This window comes from Pseudomonas rhodesiae (assembly GCF_007858255.1).
GTDB lineage: Bacteria > Pseudomonadota > Gammaproteobacteria > Pseudomonadales > Pseudomonadaceae > Aquipseudomonas > Aquipseudomonas rhodesiae.
The window spans coordinates 1-15,613 of sequence record NZ_VFEU01000017.1; the positions used below are offsets into that span (position 1 = coordinate 1).

Here is a 15,613-nt window from a genome sequence, read left to right on the forward strand (position 1 = left end):
ACGCTGCTGTCAACACCTCTTTTTCTCCGCTTTCGACCGAGAAGATCGAAACGTTAATAGAGCCAAACAACACCGCTCTACCAACTCCTTCTGGGCTTCGATGAACTGAAGCGATCCGCTGTCGAATATTGCGTAACTCTTTGTTTACCAAGGAGTTTTCCGTTTCGACTGCGCCGGAAGTGGGGCGAATTATAGACTTCTGGAATCTGCCGTCAAGCGTTAATTACACCTTTTCCGCAGAAGATGGTTTTTTCGCCTTAAGCCGGGGGATACGGCGCATTAAAGGGGGCAGCCGCAACGCCAAAAGCAGCGTCCCTATGAAGGCGTAGATCGCCCACTCCTTCAGATCTGCCCTCACGATCCACAACATATGCAATAAACCAAGACCAAGAATCACATACACAACGCGATGCAGCTTCTTCCAACGAGTACCCAGCCGACGCTGGCTATAGCGATTCGAAGTCACGGCCAAGGCTAACAAGCCCAGGAACCCCAATGCTCCGACGATGATGTAAGGTCGCTTGCGCAACTCCACTCCTAGTTGTGACCAGTCCAATCCTAAGACGAAGACACAATAAGCAGCCAAATGCAGCACCACATAAGCAAAGCACCACAACCCCAACTGCCGACGCACCGCTATCCACCCCGACCACCCAGTCAGCTTCTGCATCGGCGTCATTGCCAGAGTGATCAGCAACAGGACCAACGTGCCCAACCCCAAGCGATCAACCAACACCTTGCCCGGATCAGGCCCCAGCGCAAAACTCCATGCTTGATACAACCACCACAACGGCCATATCGCTACGGCGATAAAAACGCCGACACGCCAGATAGGATGACGCATCAATAGTTCTTCCGCAGATCAAGGCCCGTATAAAGAGAAGCCACCTCTTCCGAGTATCCATTGAACATCTGCGTTTCACGTACGTTAGGACTGAAAAGGCCACTTGGCAGCCGACGCTCCCGCGCCTGAGTCCAACGAGGGTGATCGACAGTGGGGTTCACATTTGCATAAAACCCATACTCATCCGCAGCGATGCTTTGCCATGTGGTTTTCGGTTGCTCACTGACCAGGCTGATGCGCACAATCGACTTCACACTCTTAAAGCCATACTTCCACGGCACAACCAAACGTAACGGCGCGCCATTCTGGTTAGGCAGCTCCCGCCCATACATGCCCACGGCAAGAATCGCCAAAGGGTTCATCGCCTCATCCAAACGCAGGCCTTCCACATAAGGCCAATCGATCAGAGCGAAGCTAGAACGCTGACCCGGCATGCTTTTTGGGTCCTGCAAAGTCTCGAAACGGATGTACTTGGCCTTGGACGTCGGTTCGACCTGCTTAAGCAAAGCGGCAATCGGAAACCCTATCCATGGAATAACCATCGACCACGCCTCGACGCAGCGTAAACGGTAGATTCGTTCTTCCAATTGATAAGGTTTCATGAAGTCTTCAAGGGCATAACGCCCAGGTTTCGCCACCTCACCATCGATCACAACACTCCAGGGCTCAGTCTTGAGCGAACCGGCATTTTTTGCCGGATCTCCCTTGTCGGTACCGAACTCATAGAAGTTGTTGTAGTGGGTTGCGTCCTTAAATGGAGTAATTGCCTCATCTTTGACCGTTACCGCTTGCCACTTTGTAGCAGGCAGCTTTTCGGTGAACCACCCAGGCGCCCTACCCGGTTCGACGTCGGCATAACGCGCAGCATCCTCCGCACTCGCCCAACGTGGAAGACTGCTGGCGGCAATGCCGGCAAGTGCACCACCGAGCAGGCTGCGACGAGAGAGGTAAAAAGATTCAGGCGTGACGTCCGACTCATGGGAATCGGACGCTTTAGGCAATTTGATTAACATGGCAACTCCGCAGCTTTGGAGGACTGATGCACCAATAGACTGTGGAGTATGGGGGAAATTACATTAAGGCAACGTTTTGTCCCGACGCAGACGCAGCAAATACTGAATCGGGCCCGACGCGGCATAAACCAGGAATGCCAGCAGCAGAATCCGCGGCGGATCGCTGAACACCACGGCGAACACCAACACCACGACAAGAATCGCCACGAAAGGCACACGCCCCTTGAGGTCCAGCTCCTTGAAGCTGTTGTATTTGATGTTGCTCACCATCAACATCCCGGCAGCCGCCACCATCAAGGCCACCAGGAACGACATTTTCGACCCCTGGATACCGTAATCACTGAATGCCCAGACGATACCCGCCACCACTCCCGCAGCAGCCGGACTGGCCAAGCCGATAAAGTAACGCTTGTCCGCGGTACCCACTTGGGTATTGAAACGCGCCAGACGCAACGCGGCACCCGCGACATAGATAAAGGCAACCATCCAGCCAACCTTGCCCATATCACCCAGCGCCCAGGCGAACGCCAGCAATGCAGGGGCGACGCCGAATGCCACCATGTCCGACAGCGAGTCGTACTCGGCACCAAATGCACTTTGCGTATTGGTCATCCGCGCTACACGACCATCCAGACCATCAAGCACCATGGCCACAAAAATCGCGATAGCAGCAAAACCGAAATATTTGCTGGCACTCGCCGCGTCACCCGCCGCCAGCGCACTTTGGGCGCTCATGGAGTTGATGATCGAGTAGAAGCCGGCGAACAGGTTCGCGGTGGTAAACAAGTTAGGCAGAAGATAGATGCCACGATGCCGGACCTTGCGGCCTTCCGCGTCATGCCCTTCTTCGACATGCTCATCGATTGGCAGCAGGCTTTCGGCGTCAGAAGCCTGGCTTGGCTCTTCGGGACGTTCGCTCATGGACTTTACCTTGCAACAGTTTGAAAAATTCGACAAAGACGTGCGGCGAGTGTTCGCCAGCAAACGATGCAGCTTTATACCAGAACCGGCCAGCCAAACGAAAAAACGCGGCCTAGGCCGCGTTTTTCTTTGATGCGTACGACTTAGTTTTTAGCTTTGTCGACGATCTTGTTGGCACCGATCCACGGCATCATGGAGCGCAGTTGCTCGCCGATGACTTCGATACCGTGAGCAGCATTATTACGACGCTTAGCGGTCATCGAAGGGTAGCCGGTAGCGCCTTCGCTGATGAACATTTTGGCGTACTCGCCGTCCTGAATGCGTTTCAGGGCATTGCGCATGGCCTGACGGGACTCGGCGTTGATCACTTCCGGACCAGTCACATACTCGCCGTACTCGGCGTTGTTGGAGATCGAGTAGTTCATGTTGGCGATCCCGCCTTCGTACATGAGGTCAACGATCAGCTTCAGTTCGTGCAGGCATTCGAAGTAGGCCATTTCCGGCGCATAGCCAGCTTCAACCAGGGTTTCGAAACCAGCTTTTACCAGTTCAACGGTACCGCCGCACAGAACAGCTTGTTCGCCGAACAGGTCGGTTTCAGTTTCGTCTTTAAAGGTGGTTTCGATGATGCCGGTACGACCGCCACCAACGCCAGCAGCGTAGGACAGCGCAACGTTCTTGGCGTTGCCCGATGCGTCTTGGTAGATCGCGATCAGGTCAGGAATACCGCCGCCTTTGACGAACTCGGAGCGTACGGTATGACCCGGCGCTTTCGGCGCAATCATGATCACGTCGAGGTCGGCGCGTGGCACAACCTGGTTGTAGTGAATCGCGAAGCCATGGGAGAAGGCCAGGGTGGCGCCTTTTTTGATGTTCGGCTCGATTTCGTTCTTGTACAGCGAGGACTGGAACTCGTCCGGGGTCAGGATCATGACCAGGTCGGCAGCAGCAACCGCGGAAGCAACGTCAGTCACTTTCAGGCCATGAGCTTCAGCCTTGGCTACGGTGGCCGAGCCTTTGCGCAGACCAACAGTCACGTCAACGCCGGAGTCTTTCAGGTTGCAGGCTTGCGCGTGACCTTGGGAGCCGTAGCCGATGATGGCGACTTTCTTGCCCTGGATGATCGACAGGTCACAATCTTTATCGTAATAAACTTTCATGAGGTTCCTCTATATATCAAGGCCTTAAGGCCATTCGCTAATTTGGGTTAGATGCTGAGTACTTTGTCGCCACGGGCAATCCCGGTGACACCACTGCGTACGGTTTCCAGAATCGAGGCCGTCCCGATCGACTGGATGAAGCTGTCCAGTTTGTCGCTGGTGCCGGTCAGTTGAACGGTATAAACGCTGGCGCTCACATCGACGATCTGCCCGCGATAGATGTCGGTAGTCCGCTTGATCTCGGCACGTTGGGCGCCCGTGGCCTTGACTTTAACCAGCATCAGCTCGCGCTCGATGTGAGCGCTTTCCGATAGGTCGACCAGCTTGACCACTTCGATCAGCTTGTTGAGGTTCTTGGTGATCTGCTCGATCACCTCATCGTGGCCTACGGTGGTCAATGTCAGACGCGACAGAGTCGGGTCTTCGGTCGGCGCCACTGTCAGGCTTTCGATGTTGTAGTTCCGTTGCGAAAACAGGCCGACAACACGAGACAGAGCGCCGGGTTCGTTCTCAAGAAGCAGGGAGATGATATGCCGCATGATTACGTACGCTCCGTCTTGTTCAGCCACATGTCGCGCATAGAGCCGTCTTTGATCTGCATCGGGTAGACGTGCTCGCTGGTATCCACCTGAATATCGATGAACACCAGACGATCCTTCATGGCGAACGCCTCTTCCATCTTCGGCTTCAGATCTTTCGGATCAGTGATGCGAATGCCAACGTGGCCATAGGCTTCAACCAATTTGATGAAATCTGGCAGCGACTCCATATAGGAATGGGAGTGACGGCTGTTGTAACTCATGTCCTGCCATTGACGCACCATGCCCAGCACGCCGTTGTTCAAGCAGACGATCTTGACCGGCAGACCGTACTGCAGGCACGTCGACAGTTCCTGGATGTTCATCTGGATGCTGCCTTCACCGGTGACGCACGCAACATCGGCGTCCGGGAAACTCAGCTTCACCCCCATGGCGGCGGGAAAACCAAAGCCCATGGTGCCCAGGCCGCCGGAGTTGATCCAGCGGTTCGGCTTGTCGAATTTGTAGTACTGCGCGGCGAACATCTGGTGCTGGCCCACGTCGGAGGTCACAAAGGCGTCGCCCTTGGTCACTTCGCACAGGGTTTCGATCACGGTTTGTGGCTTGATAATGCTGCCGTCACCCTTGTCGTAAGGGAACAGGCCGCGATCGCCGCGCCACTCATCGATCTGCTTCCACCAGCTGGCCACCGACTCCTTGTTAGGCGTCTCGCCGATATCCTTGAGCGCGGCGACCATTTCGGTCAGGACGCTCTCTACAGGCCCCACGATCGGCACGTCGGCCTTGATGGTCTTGGAGATGGACGCCGGATCGATGTCGATATGGATAATCTTGGCATTTGGGCAAAACTTGCTCGCGCCGTTGATAACCCGATCATCGAAACGTGCGCCAACCGCCAGAATGACATCCGCGTGGTGCATGGTGAGGTTAGCGGTGTAGCTGCCGTGCATACCGAGCATGCCGACGAACTGACGGTCCGTACCCGGGAACGCACCGAGCCCCATCAGTGTGTTGGTCACCGGCAAGTTGAGCAGCTTGGCCAGTTCGGTCAGCGGTGCGGAACCGCCGCCCAGGATCACACCACCGCCCGAGTACAACACTGGGCGCTTGGCCGCCAGCAACATCTCTGCGGCCTTGCGGATTTGCCCTGAGTGCCCACGGACCGCCGGGCTGTAGGAACGCAGCTTGGCTTTCTTGGGGAAGACGTATTCGAATTTTTCCGCTGGGTTGGTCATGTCTTTCGGAACATCGACAACGACAGGGCCCGGACGACCGGACTGTGCGAGGTAGAAGGCCTTTTTCATGACTTCCGGGATTTCCGACGGATGCTTGATCATGAAGCTGTGTTTCACGATCGGCCGGGAAATACCGATCATGTCGGTTTCCTGGAACGCGTCGGTTCCCACCATGGTGCTGGGCACCTGGCCGGAAATGATCACCATCGGGATGGAGTCCATATAGGCCGTCGCAATGCCGGTAATAGCATTGGTTGCGCCTGGGCCGGAAGTTACCAGCACTACACCGGCTTTACCGGTGGCGCGGGCATAACCGTCAGCCATATGGGTCGCGGCTTGTTCGTGGCGAACCAGGATGTGGGTAACAGCCGGTTCCTTGAACAGCGCGTCGTAAACATGCAGAAGAGCACCACCTGGGTACCCGTAGATATAGTCGACGCCTTCGTCACGCAAAAAGCGGACGAGCATCTCACCACCAGATAAAAGCTCCACGTTGTTCACCTCTAAAACGCCAGAATACCGTCCGTTGAAAACCGACGGGTCTTAATAGGTTTACTTCTCAACAGAGCATGAGCGACGGTGGTCGCCGACTACGTCAGCACTGACTGAGCAAGTATTGGGATCGTCCCAAGTGTTGCGGGCTTTTCCCACCCAGCGCGAGGTAACGCGTTGCGGGTGTAACAGGTCGGCGCGGATGTGCGCCTCATGATCTGCTGAGCGGGCCTGCTTCTGGCAGTCCCGATACAGCGGACTTTGGATTCTTCTGTTTCAGGCCCTTCAAGTCAAGCAATAATTGCGCTTTTTTCCAACTAAGCGCATGAGAACGTAGAAGAAAGGGCCGTGAGGAGGGATAAAACTCGCCTGAATGTCGTCAAGCGGTAGAAATATGCGCAAGACTGCCGAAAAAGCCGGCAGTCAGGCAATTAACGAGCGTCGACGATCAATTGATCGAACTTTTTCAGCGCGTTGCGCAATCCGAGGCTTTCCTGAGGCCGGTCTACATAGACCATCTCGGCCATTTCTAGAATGCCCGACGCGCGTGGCAAAGGCAGATCCTGCTCAAGGATGTGCTTCATGCGCGCCAGAAAGATCCATTGCAGCCACTGGTGGAAATCCAGCGTATCCACCGAAAACGGCTCAACACTGCTGAGTGCTTCAGAGCTGGGGGGAACCTCTTCCCACCAGCCTTGCACGCGCAGTTCACGCTCGATCAGCAATAACTGTTCGGCAATCGCAGGAAAACGCCCATCCATCAGAGGTTAACCTTGGCTTTCTGGCGGGCCTGGGCGGCGCCGGCGGCATCGCCCTGCGCGGCGCGCGCGTCGCCGATCAATGCCCACAGGCTGGCTTGCAGGTCTGGGCGACCGTTGGCCAGGCTCAAACCCCGACGCGCGAATTGTTCGGCCTGCGGCGCGTCGCCCTGAGCCATGCGCACCTGCGCCAGGCGATACAGAACCTGAGGTTCTCGGGGTGCGACACGTTGCGCGCGTTCAAGGCTTGAGGAAGCGCCGTTCAAGTCGCCACCCGCCTGCTGCTGCTGAGCAGTGGTCAACAAAGCCAGCACCGGCCCGTCCAGTTGCTCGTCAGCCGACAAGCCGCCTGCATTGGAAGACGACGGAATGCCGCTCGGCGAGGACGGCATGTTATAGGTGCCTTGATTGACCGGCGCCGTCTGAATCGGCGTGGCGTCGATCGGCCCGGAAGTGCTTGGCCCTGGTGTCCACGGCTCGGCACTGATCGGCGCCGAAGTCGCGGCACCGCCGCCGGGCACCATCACCACCACGCCCGAGTCCTGCGGCACCGCTTGAGCCGCGGCCTGGACGGGACGCTTGGTCACGGTTTGGCGGAAGCCGCCATTGGCCGAGATCCGATCGCTATTGGAAACGGCCGTGCTCGAGTCCACCACTGGAATGGAACCGCGTTGCACGCTGGAGCAACCGCCGAGCAAAGCCAGCGCTGTAATAGCTGGAAACCACCACTTGTTCACTTGAAACCCTCTTTGCTTAGTTCATCCAGCCCTTGACCCAGTCCATCACCGATTCTGCGTCAGCAGGGGCACCGCCACCGCACGCTGCACCGGGTGGTGGTTCGCTGCCGCGAATATACGGCATCTGCACCGCGCCCGGGCAGTTGGCATCAGAGCCCTGACCGGTGTGCGGATCGATCCAGGCCTGCACAATGTTATCCGGCTGTGGCATGTTCAACGGGAGCGGGTCAGCCTTGCGCATAAAACTGGTCCAGACCTGCAATGCGCCGGTTGCACCGGTGAACGGCGTCTTGCCATTATCGTCGCGCCCCAGCCATACAACGGCCAGTACATCCTGACCAAAACCGGCGAACCAACTGTCCCGCGAATCGTTACTGGTGCCGGTCTTGCCCGCCAGCGTCAGATTGGACGGCAGCACCTTATAGACCGAACTGCCAGTACCTTCGCGCATTACGCGCTGCATGGCGTTCTGGATCAGGTAGATGGAACCCGCGTCGAAACGCTGCTGAATCTGGAAAGGATAACGCTTGAGCGGCTCCCCTTCGGCGGTCAATACACTGCGGATGCCCCGCATCGGCGTATTGAAACCACCGTTGGCCAGGGTCTGATACATGGTTGCCACTTCCATCGGCGTCATCGCGCCAGCGCCTAGCAGGATGGATGGAAACGCTGGGAATTCACGGGTAACGCCCAGTCGCGCCAAGGTCTTGAGCACATTCGGCACTCCCACCTCCAGCCCGAGGCGAGAGGTGGAAATGTTGTAGGAATGCGCCAAGCCCTGGTAAAGGAACACCGTGCCATGGGAGCGGCGATCAAAGTTCTGCGGGGTCCACACCTGACCATCCCCGCCCTTGACCGACAACGGATCGTCCGAGAGCCAACTGGTGAGCGTGTATTTGCTCGGCTTTTCCAGTGCCGTCAGGTACACCGCCGGCTTGACCAGCGAGCCGATCGGGCGCACAGCATCCAAGGCACGGTTGAACCCGGCAAAGCTGGCCTGGCGACTGCCGATCATGGCCTGCACTTCACCCGTTTCAGGGTTGGTCACCACCATTGCGGCTTCCACTTCGTCGGAACCTTTGCGACCGGTCAGACGCTTGAAGGTGTCGTTGACCGACGCTTCAGCCTTCATCTGCAGGATCGGGTCAAAACTGGTGAAGATTCGCAGCCCCTCCTCGGTCAAGTCTTCGTCGCGATAGTCTTCACGCAGCTGGCGTTTGACCAGATCGATAAAGCCTGGGAATGAGCTGTCCGCCAACTTGCCTCGGGAGGTCACGCCCAATGGCATTTTCTTGGCCGCGGCAACCTGTTCGGCGCTAGCAACGCCCTGCTGCTCCAGCACGTCCAGCACCAGGTTGCGGCGCTCCAGCGCACGCTCCGGGTTGCGACGCGGATTGTAATAGGAAGGCCCCTTGACCATGCCGACCAGCAGCGCGACCTGGTGCAGCTTCAATTCGGACAGCGGCTGGCCGAAGAAGAACTGACTGGCCAAGCCGAAACCGTGCACTGCGCGCTGACCATCCTGGCCGACGAACACCTCATTAAGGTAAGCCTCAAGGATTTCCTGCTTGCTGTAATGCAGTTCAAGCAGCATCGCCATCATGGCTTCGGTGAGCTTACGGGTCAGGCTGCGCTCGTTTGTCAGGTAGAAGTTCTTAACCAATTGTTGCGTCAGCGTACTGCCGCCCTGGGTCATTTTGCCGCCAGAGGTGTTCACCCAGATCGCGCGGGCAATCGACTTGGGCGAGACGCCCCAGTGGCTGTAGAAATCGCGATCCTCTACTGCAACCAAGGTTTCCAGCAGGTAAGGCGGCACCTGATCCAGCTTGATCAGGATGCGATCTTCAAGGTTTTTAGGGTAAATACCGCCGATCATAAGCGGTTCCAAACGAACCACAGGCAGTTTGGAACCATTGAGCGACGACAGTTCGGCCACATAATCGCCGGAGAAGCGCACGCGTACCGGCTGAGGCTTTTCCAGGCCTTCATAGAATTGGAAGCCACGAGTGTTCAAGTCAACCGTATTACCGCTGACGGCGGCGGCACCCGGGCCATTGCTGACCGGCTCACGGCGATAACCGAGCGCGTCGAGCTCGGTGAGGAAATCATCCTTGCTCAGCTTCTGGCCAGTGAACAGCTCCAGCGGGCGGGCGTAGACCTTGGCCGGGATAGTCCAACGTTTACCAGAGAACTTCTCTTGGACCACGGCGTCGAGGTACACCGCAAAGCCGGCGAGCACTACAAGACCGACAAGGCCGAGCTTGAGCGCCCAGCCCAACCAGGGGCGCAGGCTGCGGGAAGGTGTTTTTTTACGGGAGCGGGGAGATCGGGTTCGAGTCATGGCGGCGGATTATACGCACTTTATCGATGATCAACATGAGCCGGACAGCGGTTTGCACGACCGCCTACAGCGGCCATAATGCCCGACATGATTTCCCCAAGACTTTGAAGGATCGCCCGTGAGCCAGTCCCTGATCGCAGCCCTGCAAGACCCGGCGTTGTACCCCCATCCGGTAGAAGCGTTCCAAGTCATCGAAACCCATATCTCCTGGGTCATTTTGACCGGCCCTTATGCTTATAAATTGAAGAAACCAATGAACTTCGGCTTTCTGGACTTCACCGCCCTGGAAGATCGCGGCCATTTCTGCAACGAGGAATTGCGCCTCAACCAACGCCTGACCCAGGATTTGTACCTGGAAGTACTGCCGATCACCGGCACCGCCGAATCGCCACAACTGGGCGGTGACGGGCCTGTGATCGAATACGCGCTGAAGATGCGTCAGTTTCCCCAAAGCCAACTGCTCAGCACCTTGCAGGCCAATGGCGAACTGACCGCTGCGCACATCGATGAAATGGCCCGGCAGATCGCGCATTTTCACCTCAGCGCCCCTCATGTACCGCAAGCTCACCCCGCCGGGACCCCGGACGAGGTGATGGCGCCGGTGCGCCAGAACTTCGAGCAGATCCGCCCGTTCCTCAGCGACAAGGCCGACCTGGCTCAACTCGAAGCCTTGCAAGCCTGGGCCGAAAGCAGCTTCGAACGCCTCAAGCCGCTAATCGCGCAGCGCAAGCTCGATGGGTTCACCCGCGAGTGCCACGGTGATATCCACCTGGGCAACGCGACCCTGATCGATGGGCAAGTGGTGATCTTCGACTGCATTGAGTTCAACGAACCGTTTCGCTTCACCGACGTTTACGCCGACACCGGTTTCCTGGCCATGGACCTGGAAGACCGCGGCCTCAAGTCCCTGGCTCGCCGCTTCATCAGTCAGTACCTGGAACTGACCGGCGACTACCAGGGCCTTGAGTTGTTGAATTTCTACAAAGCCTACCGTGCCCTGGTCCGCGCCAAAGTCGCGCTGTTCAGCATGCCGAGCGAAGCCAGCCCGGTGCAACGGGCCACCACCCTGCGCCAATATCGCAACTACGCCAATCTGGCGGAAAGCTACAGCACCATTCCATCGCGCTTTCTGGCGATCACCCACGGCGTCTCGGCCGTCGGCAAAAGCCACGTCGCCATGCGCCTGGTGGAAGCCTTGGGTGCTGTGCGCCTGCGGTCGGATGTAGAACGCAAACGCCTGTTCGGTGAACAGCAGGTAGAAAACACACCTCAGGCGGGCATCTATGCCGCCGACGCCAGCACCAAGACCTACGCACGCCTGAATGAAATCGCCAACATCGTGCTGCGCGCCGGTTTCCCGGTGGTGCTGGACGCGACGTTCCTCAAACGTGAACAACGCGATGCTGCCGCCAAGGTCGCCGAAGCCACTGGTGCGCCGTTTCTGATTCTGGATTGCAATGCGCCACAAGCGGTTATTGCCAGTTGGTTGGCGCAACGCCAGGCGGAACAAAACGACCCGTCCGACGCGACCCTGGCAGTTATCAAGGAACAGCAGGCCCATCGCGATCCCCTCACGCCTGAAGAGTTATTGCAGAGCAAGCGGGTGGAAACCAATCAAAGCGGAACCCTGGATGCACTGGTCGCGCAAATTCGTCAGCGTCTGCCAGGCTTGTAAGAAAAATTTATTGGTCGCGTCGTCTACTTAAACGCGCGACCGCACAATAGTGGCACTATAATGGCGTCATAAGTCCAACAGGAGTCGTTTTCATGAGTAAGCCTAAGCTTCTTGATACACCGCTCTACGCGCTCCTGCACAAAGACGATATTCGCGGCTTCAACCAAGAGCGCCCTACCGAAGGTGTCATCGATATGCGCGGAGGCGATTTCCGAGGTTTGGACCTGCGCGACCTGAACGCCAGCGGCGTGGATTTCACCGACGCGTATTTCCGCTCTGCCGACCTACGCGGCCTGGATTTGCGTGGCTGCTCGCTGGAAGGCGCCAGCCTTGCCCATGCGCAGATTTCCGGCACCTACTTCCCGCCTGAACTGACCGCCGATGAGATCCTGATGTCGGTCAACTTCGGCACTCGCCTGCGTTACCGCACCAAGTGAACTTCAAGGTCCAGGCCCCGGTTATGCGCCAGCGTAACCGGAGCCTTGGCACTGCGCGCGTCAAAGTTACAGCGTCAGGCTTATAAGCTTTTGAGCCGTATCAGAGCAAAGAACTGCACTTTTCCTACTGAACGCTACACTCCTTTTCAGGCCTGTCTGGTCACGATACCCACCGCACCGTTCGGCCGTCGCAAGGAGGCTTGATGAACGATGAGCTGCAACACCTGAAAAACCTCGGCAAGACCTCAGCGCAGTGGCTGCATGCAGTGGGCATCCACAGTGCATCGGACCTGCGCCGCCTGGGGGCGGTCGATGCCTATCGAGCAGTGAGGACTCGCGGATTTCGGGCATCGAAAGTGTTGTTGTATGCGATCGAAGGGGCCTTGCTGGATGTGCACTGGAACGATATTCCTGCCGAACGCAAGGAAGCCTTGAATCGCCAGTTGGAGGCGGTGTCGTCTCGCCCGAAGAGTTGAGCTTGGCTAGATCTCGCCACTCGGCGTTTCGAACGAGCGTTTGAGAAAACTTCAGGCGACCGCAAAAACAGCGGTTGACTCTCAAATGAGAATCGTTATGATTATCACAACTGGTCGCGAGATCAGCCGATAACTGAAAGGCCCTTGGTTCGGACTCTCAGATTATCTCCTCATCAGGCTAATCACGGTTATTTGACCCGGCTTTTGCCGGGTCTTTTTTTGCCTGATAGAAATCCCATTTCAGCGCGCGATGACCAACGGATGCCCACGCTCCGGATGCGGCTGCACCAACACTTCAAGGCCGAATACTGCCTTGACGATCTCAGGCTGCAGCACCTGGGTCGGCGTGCCCAAGGCGTAGGGACGTCCCTGCTCCAGGAGCAGCATCCTGTCGCAGTAACGCGCCGCCAGGTTCAGGTCATGCAGGATCACCAGCACCGCCGCTCCGCGGTCAGCAAAGGCACGTATTGCCTGCAGGATGGTGTGTTGGTGCAAGGGGTCGAGCATCGATGTGGGCTCATCCAGCAGCAATGTCTGCCCCGCCTCACCCGGCCACAATTGCGCCAATACCCGTGCCAGGTGCACGCGCTGACGCTCACCGCCCGATAAGGCCAGATAGTTGCGACCGCTCAAGTGCCCGACATCCGCCGCCTGCAACGCAGCATTGATAATCTGCTCATCACAGGTCTTGCCGGTCTGATGGGGCAGGCGCCCCATACCCACCACCTCTTCGACACGGAAAGCAAAATCCAGGGTGGAAGTTTGCGGCAACACTGCCAGGCGCTGAGCACGCTGTGCCCCGCTCCATGCGCTCAAAGCCTGCTGATCCAGCCAGACATTACCCTGATCCGCTTGCAACTCACCGCTCAAGGTACTCAACAGTGTGCTTTTGCCGGCGCCATTGGGCCCCAGCACGCCGAGCACTTCGCCCGGCAGCAGATCGAGGGTTATGTCCGCCAATACGACTTTGCGGTCACGACGGACCTGCACCCCTTCCACTCGCAACATCAGGCGCGTCCTCGTAATAGCAAGTACAGAAAAAACGGCGCGCCGATAAATGCCGTCACAATGCCGATCGGTAATTCAGCAGGCGCCAGGGCAAGCCGTGCGACCAGGTCGGCACACAGCAACAAACTCGCGCCCGCCAACACCGACGCAGGCAATAGCACGCGATGATCAGGCCCAGCAAGCAATCGCACCAAGTGCGGCACCACCAAACCGACAAATCCGATCATCCCCGCCGCAGCCACCGCCGCCCCTACACCCAGGGCGGTGCAAAACACCAGTTCACGTTTAAGCCCTTCGACATCAACGCCCAGGTGGCTCGCTTCAGACTCGCCAAGCAGCAACGCATTCAAAGCCTTCGCCCGCCGCGGCAACCACAGCGCAACCCCCGCAGTTACCAGCAACAACGGCCATAGCCTTGAATAGCTGGCACCGTTGAGGCTACCCAGGTTCCAGAACGTGAGTGTGCGCAACGTGGCGTCATCTGCCAGATAGGTAAACAAACCGACTGCCGAACCGGAGAGAGCCGTTAGCGCAATGCCCGCGAGCAGCATCGTGGCCACATGGGTCTGACCATCACGCCGCCCCAGGCGATAAACCAACGCAGTCACCCCCAGCCCACCGGCAAACGCGCACAACGACAGCACATAGGGCCCGAACACATCCGGCAAACCGCCCAGGAACGCAGAGCCGACAATCGCCACCGCCGCCCCCAAGGCCGCGCCGCTGGACACCCCCACCAATCCCGGGTCCGCCAACGGGTTACGAAACAGCCCCTGCATCGCCACCCCCGACAACGCCAACACGCCGCCGACCGCCAGGCCCAGCAAGGTGCGCGGCAGCCGGATCTGCCCCAGGATCAGCTCTGCCTGCTCCAGGCCGTAGGCATCGATGGGTAGGCCCATCAAGCGCAAAGCCGCACGAAGCGTATCCCACAGCGGCAGGCTGACGGGCCCTAAAGCCAATGACAGCCAGGTGGCCAACCCGCATAAGAGCGTCAAGCCGATAAACAACGTTCGTGGTTTTACCAGTGTGGTCATGGTGTAGCTTCAGACGAAGTCGGATAGAACCCGGCCGATAATACTTCCAGATTTTGCGGCAGACGCGGCCCCAATCCGCCAACCAACAGAGTGGGATCCACTTCAAGCACCCGGCCCTGTTTGGCCGCTGGCGTCGACGCCAAAATCGGGTTTTCCTTGAACAGCGCCGCACGCGCCGCCTCCCCTGTCAATGCGCGATCCGCAAACACCAGCACCTGCGGACTCAGCCCCGCCAGCGACTCTGCCGAAAAGGGTTTATACCCCGTGTGCGTAGCTAGGTTGTGGCCACCCGCCTGGCGCAGCATCCAGTCCGCTGCCGTGTCCTGGCCAGCAACGAGCGGCTTACCACCGGCATTGCCCACCAGCAGCAACACACCCGGCGCCTGCCGAGTCGCCTGGATCTTCACGAGGCGGTTTTTCTGCCGTTGTAGTGCCTGCTCATAATCGCCGAACAGTGCGCGCGCCTCAGCCGCCTTACCGAGTAATATCCCCAGGTGCTCAAGGTTGCTTTTCAGCGCCTGTAAATCTGGCTGTGCGGAAAACATCTCCACTTGCACACCCGCACTGCGGATCTGCGCCAGCACCGGCGGCGGCCCCATTTCTTCGGTGCCCGCCAGTACCTGCGGACGCAGGCTGAGAATGCCCTCGGCCGACAATTGACGCTGGTAGCCAATACTCGGCAACGTTTTGAGTGTCGCGGGATGCTGACTGGTGGTGTCCACTCCCACCAGTTTTGGCTCGCCCCCCAAGGCCACGACCCACTCCGACAGAGCGCCACCGGCACTCACCCAGCGTTGTGGTAGTTCAGAGGCCAGTGCCCCGTGGTTGATGAGCAAACCAACAACAAGCGCAATAGCGCTGGTACTCAGGCGCATAACAGGGTTTCCTTCCAGGGACTGGGTCTCAGAACGCTTTTCGAGGGGACAGATTGACCCTGCCA

14 protein-coding genes and 1 pseudogene are annotated in these 15,613 nt (G+C 58.1%); 3 read left to right on the forward strand and 12 right to left on the reverse strand.

Annotated elements, in window-relative coordinates; all coding sequences use genetic code 11:
- Positions 1 to 223: 223 nt before the first annotated feature.
- The 9 genes from msrQ to mrcB all read right to left on the reverse strand — a co-directional run bounded on the left by msrQ (position 224) and on the right by mrcB (position 10,040).
- Positions 224 to 844 (reverse strand): protein-methionine-sulfoxide reductase heme-binding subunit MsrQ, encoded by a 621-nt coding sequence (gene msrQ, locus FIV35_RS20825; protein WP_034139296.1) that lies wholly within the window; start codon positions 842 to 844, stop codon positions 224 to 226.
- Complete coding sequence (gene msrP / locus FIV35_RS20830) at positions 844 to 1,857, reverse strand: protein-methionine-sulfoxide reductase catalytic subunit MsrP (protein ID WP_034139297.1); 1,014 nt, start codon at positions 1,855 to 1,857, stop codon at positions 844 to 846. Before msrP ends, msrQ begins: the two co-directional genes overlap by 1 nt.
- Before the next feature lie 63 nt (positions 1,858 to 1,920).
- Positions 1,921 to 2,778 (reverse strand): CDP-diacylglycerol--serine O-phosphatidyltransferase, encoded by an 858-nt coding sequence (gene pssA, locus FIV35_RS20835; protein ID WP_034139298.1) that lies wholly within the window; start codon positions 2,776 to 2,778, stop codon positions 1,921 to 1,923.
- A gap of 143 nt (positions 2,779 to 2,921) precedes the next feature.
- Entirely contained in the window at positions 2,922 to 3,938 is a 1,017-nt protein-coding gene (gene ilvC / locus FIV35_RS20840; protein WP_003194132.1) for a ketol-acid reductoisomerase, read from the reverse strand.
- A gap of 47 nt (positions 3,939 to 3,985) precedes the next feature.
- Positions 3,986 to 4,477: an acetolactate synthase small subunit gene (gene ilvN / locus FIV35_RS20845; RefSeq protein WP_003176102.1), complete on the reverse strand. Its 492-nt coding sequence runs from the start codon at positions 4,475 to 4,477 to the stop codon at positions 3,986 to 3,988.
- A 2-nt stretch (positions 4,478 to 4,479) separates the two neighbouring features.
- A complete protein-coding gene (locus FIV35_RS20850; RefSeq protein WP_034100944.1) occupies positions 4,480 to 6,204 on the reverse strand; it encodes an acetolactate synthase 3 large subunit in 1,725 nt (574 codons plus the stop codon).
- Positions 6,205 to 6,635: 431 nt separating this feature from the next.
- Entirely contained in the window at positions 6,636 to 6,965 is a 330-nt protein-coding gene (locus FIV35_RS20855) for a YqcC family protein (RefSeq protein ID WP_034100655.1), read from the reverse strand.
- Positions 6,965 to 7,699: a tetratricopeptide repeat protein gene (locus FIV35_RS20860; RefSeq protein ID WP_034100657.1), complete on the reverse strand. Its 735-nt coding sequence runs from the start codon at positions 7,697 to 7,699 to the stop codon at positions 6,965 to 6,967. Before FIV35_RS20860 ends, FIV35_RS20855 begins: the two co-directional genes overlap by 1 nt.
- Positions 7,700 to 7,715: 16 nt before the next feature.
- Positions 7,716 to 10,040: a penicillin-binding protein 1B gene (mrcB, locus tag FIV35_RS20865; RefSeq protein WP_034139299.1), complete on the reverse strand. Its 2,325-nt coding sequence runs from the start codon at positions 10,038 to 10,040 to the stop codon at positions 7,716 to 7,718.
- Between the two features lie 118 nt (positions 10,041 to 10,158).
- Here mrcB and FIV35_RS20870 point away from each other — a divergent pair, with 118 nt between their 5' ends.
- The 3 genes from FIV35_RS20870 (at position 10,159) to FIV35_RS20880 (ending at position 12,628) form a co-directional block, all read left to right on the forward strand.
- The gene (locus tag FIV35_RS20870) at positions 10,159 to 11,715 is read left to right on the forward strand and encodes a bifunctional aminoglycoside phosphotransferase/ATP-binding protein (RefSeq protein WP_034139300.1); all 1,557 of its coding nucleotides are present in this window, start codon (positions 10,159 to 10,161) and stop codon (positions 11,713 to 11,715) included.
- Positions 11,716 to 11,807: 92 nt separating this feature from the next.
- On the forward strand, positions 11,808 to 12,152 hold the full coding sequence (locus FIV35_RS20875; protein ID WP_034139301.1) for a pentapeptide repeat-containing protein: 345 nt from the start codon (positions 11,808 to 11,810) through the stop codon (positions 12,150 to 12,152).
- Between the two features lie 203 nt (positions 12,153 to 12,355).
- Positions 12,356 to 12,628, forward strand: a complete 273-nt coding sequence (locus tag FIV35_RS20880; protein ID WP_034100663.1) for a TfoX/Sxy family protein — start codon at positions 12,356 to 12,358, stop codon at positions 12,626 to 12,628.
- A gap of 240 nt (positions 12,629 to 12,868) precedes the next feature.
- Here the strand turns inward: FIV35_RS20880 and FIV35_RS20885 are convergent.
- The 3 genes and pseudogenes from FIV35_RS20885 to FIV35_RS20895 form a co-directional block, all read right to left on the reverse strand.
- Positions 12,869 to 13,588: pseudogene (locus FIV35_RS20885) on the reverse strand (heme ABC transporter ATP-binding protein); the annotation flags it as partial.
- 47 nt (positions 13,589 to 13,635) lie between these two features.
- Positions 13,636 to 14,673: a FecCD family ABC transporter permease gene (locus tag FIV35_RS20890; RefSeq protein ID WP_034139303.1), complete on the reverse strand. Its 1,038-nt coding sequence runs from the start codon at positions 14,671 to 14,673 to the stop codon at positions 13,636 to 13,638.
- Positions 14,670 to 15,548, reverse strand: a complete 879-nt coding sequence (locus tag FIV35_RS20895; RefSeq protein ID WP_034139304.1) for a heme/hemin ABC transporter substrate-binding protein — start codon at positions 15,546 to 15,548, stop codon at positions 14,670 to 14,672. The genes FIV35_RS20890 and FIV35_RS20895 overlap by 4 nt, the downstream gene beginning before the upstream one ends.
- Between the last annotated feature and the right edge of the window lie 65 nt (positions 15,549 to 15,613).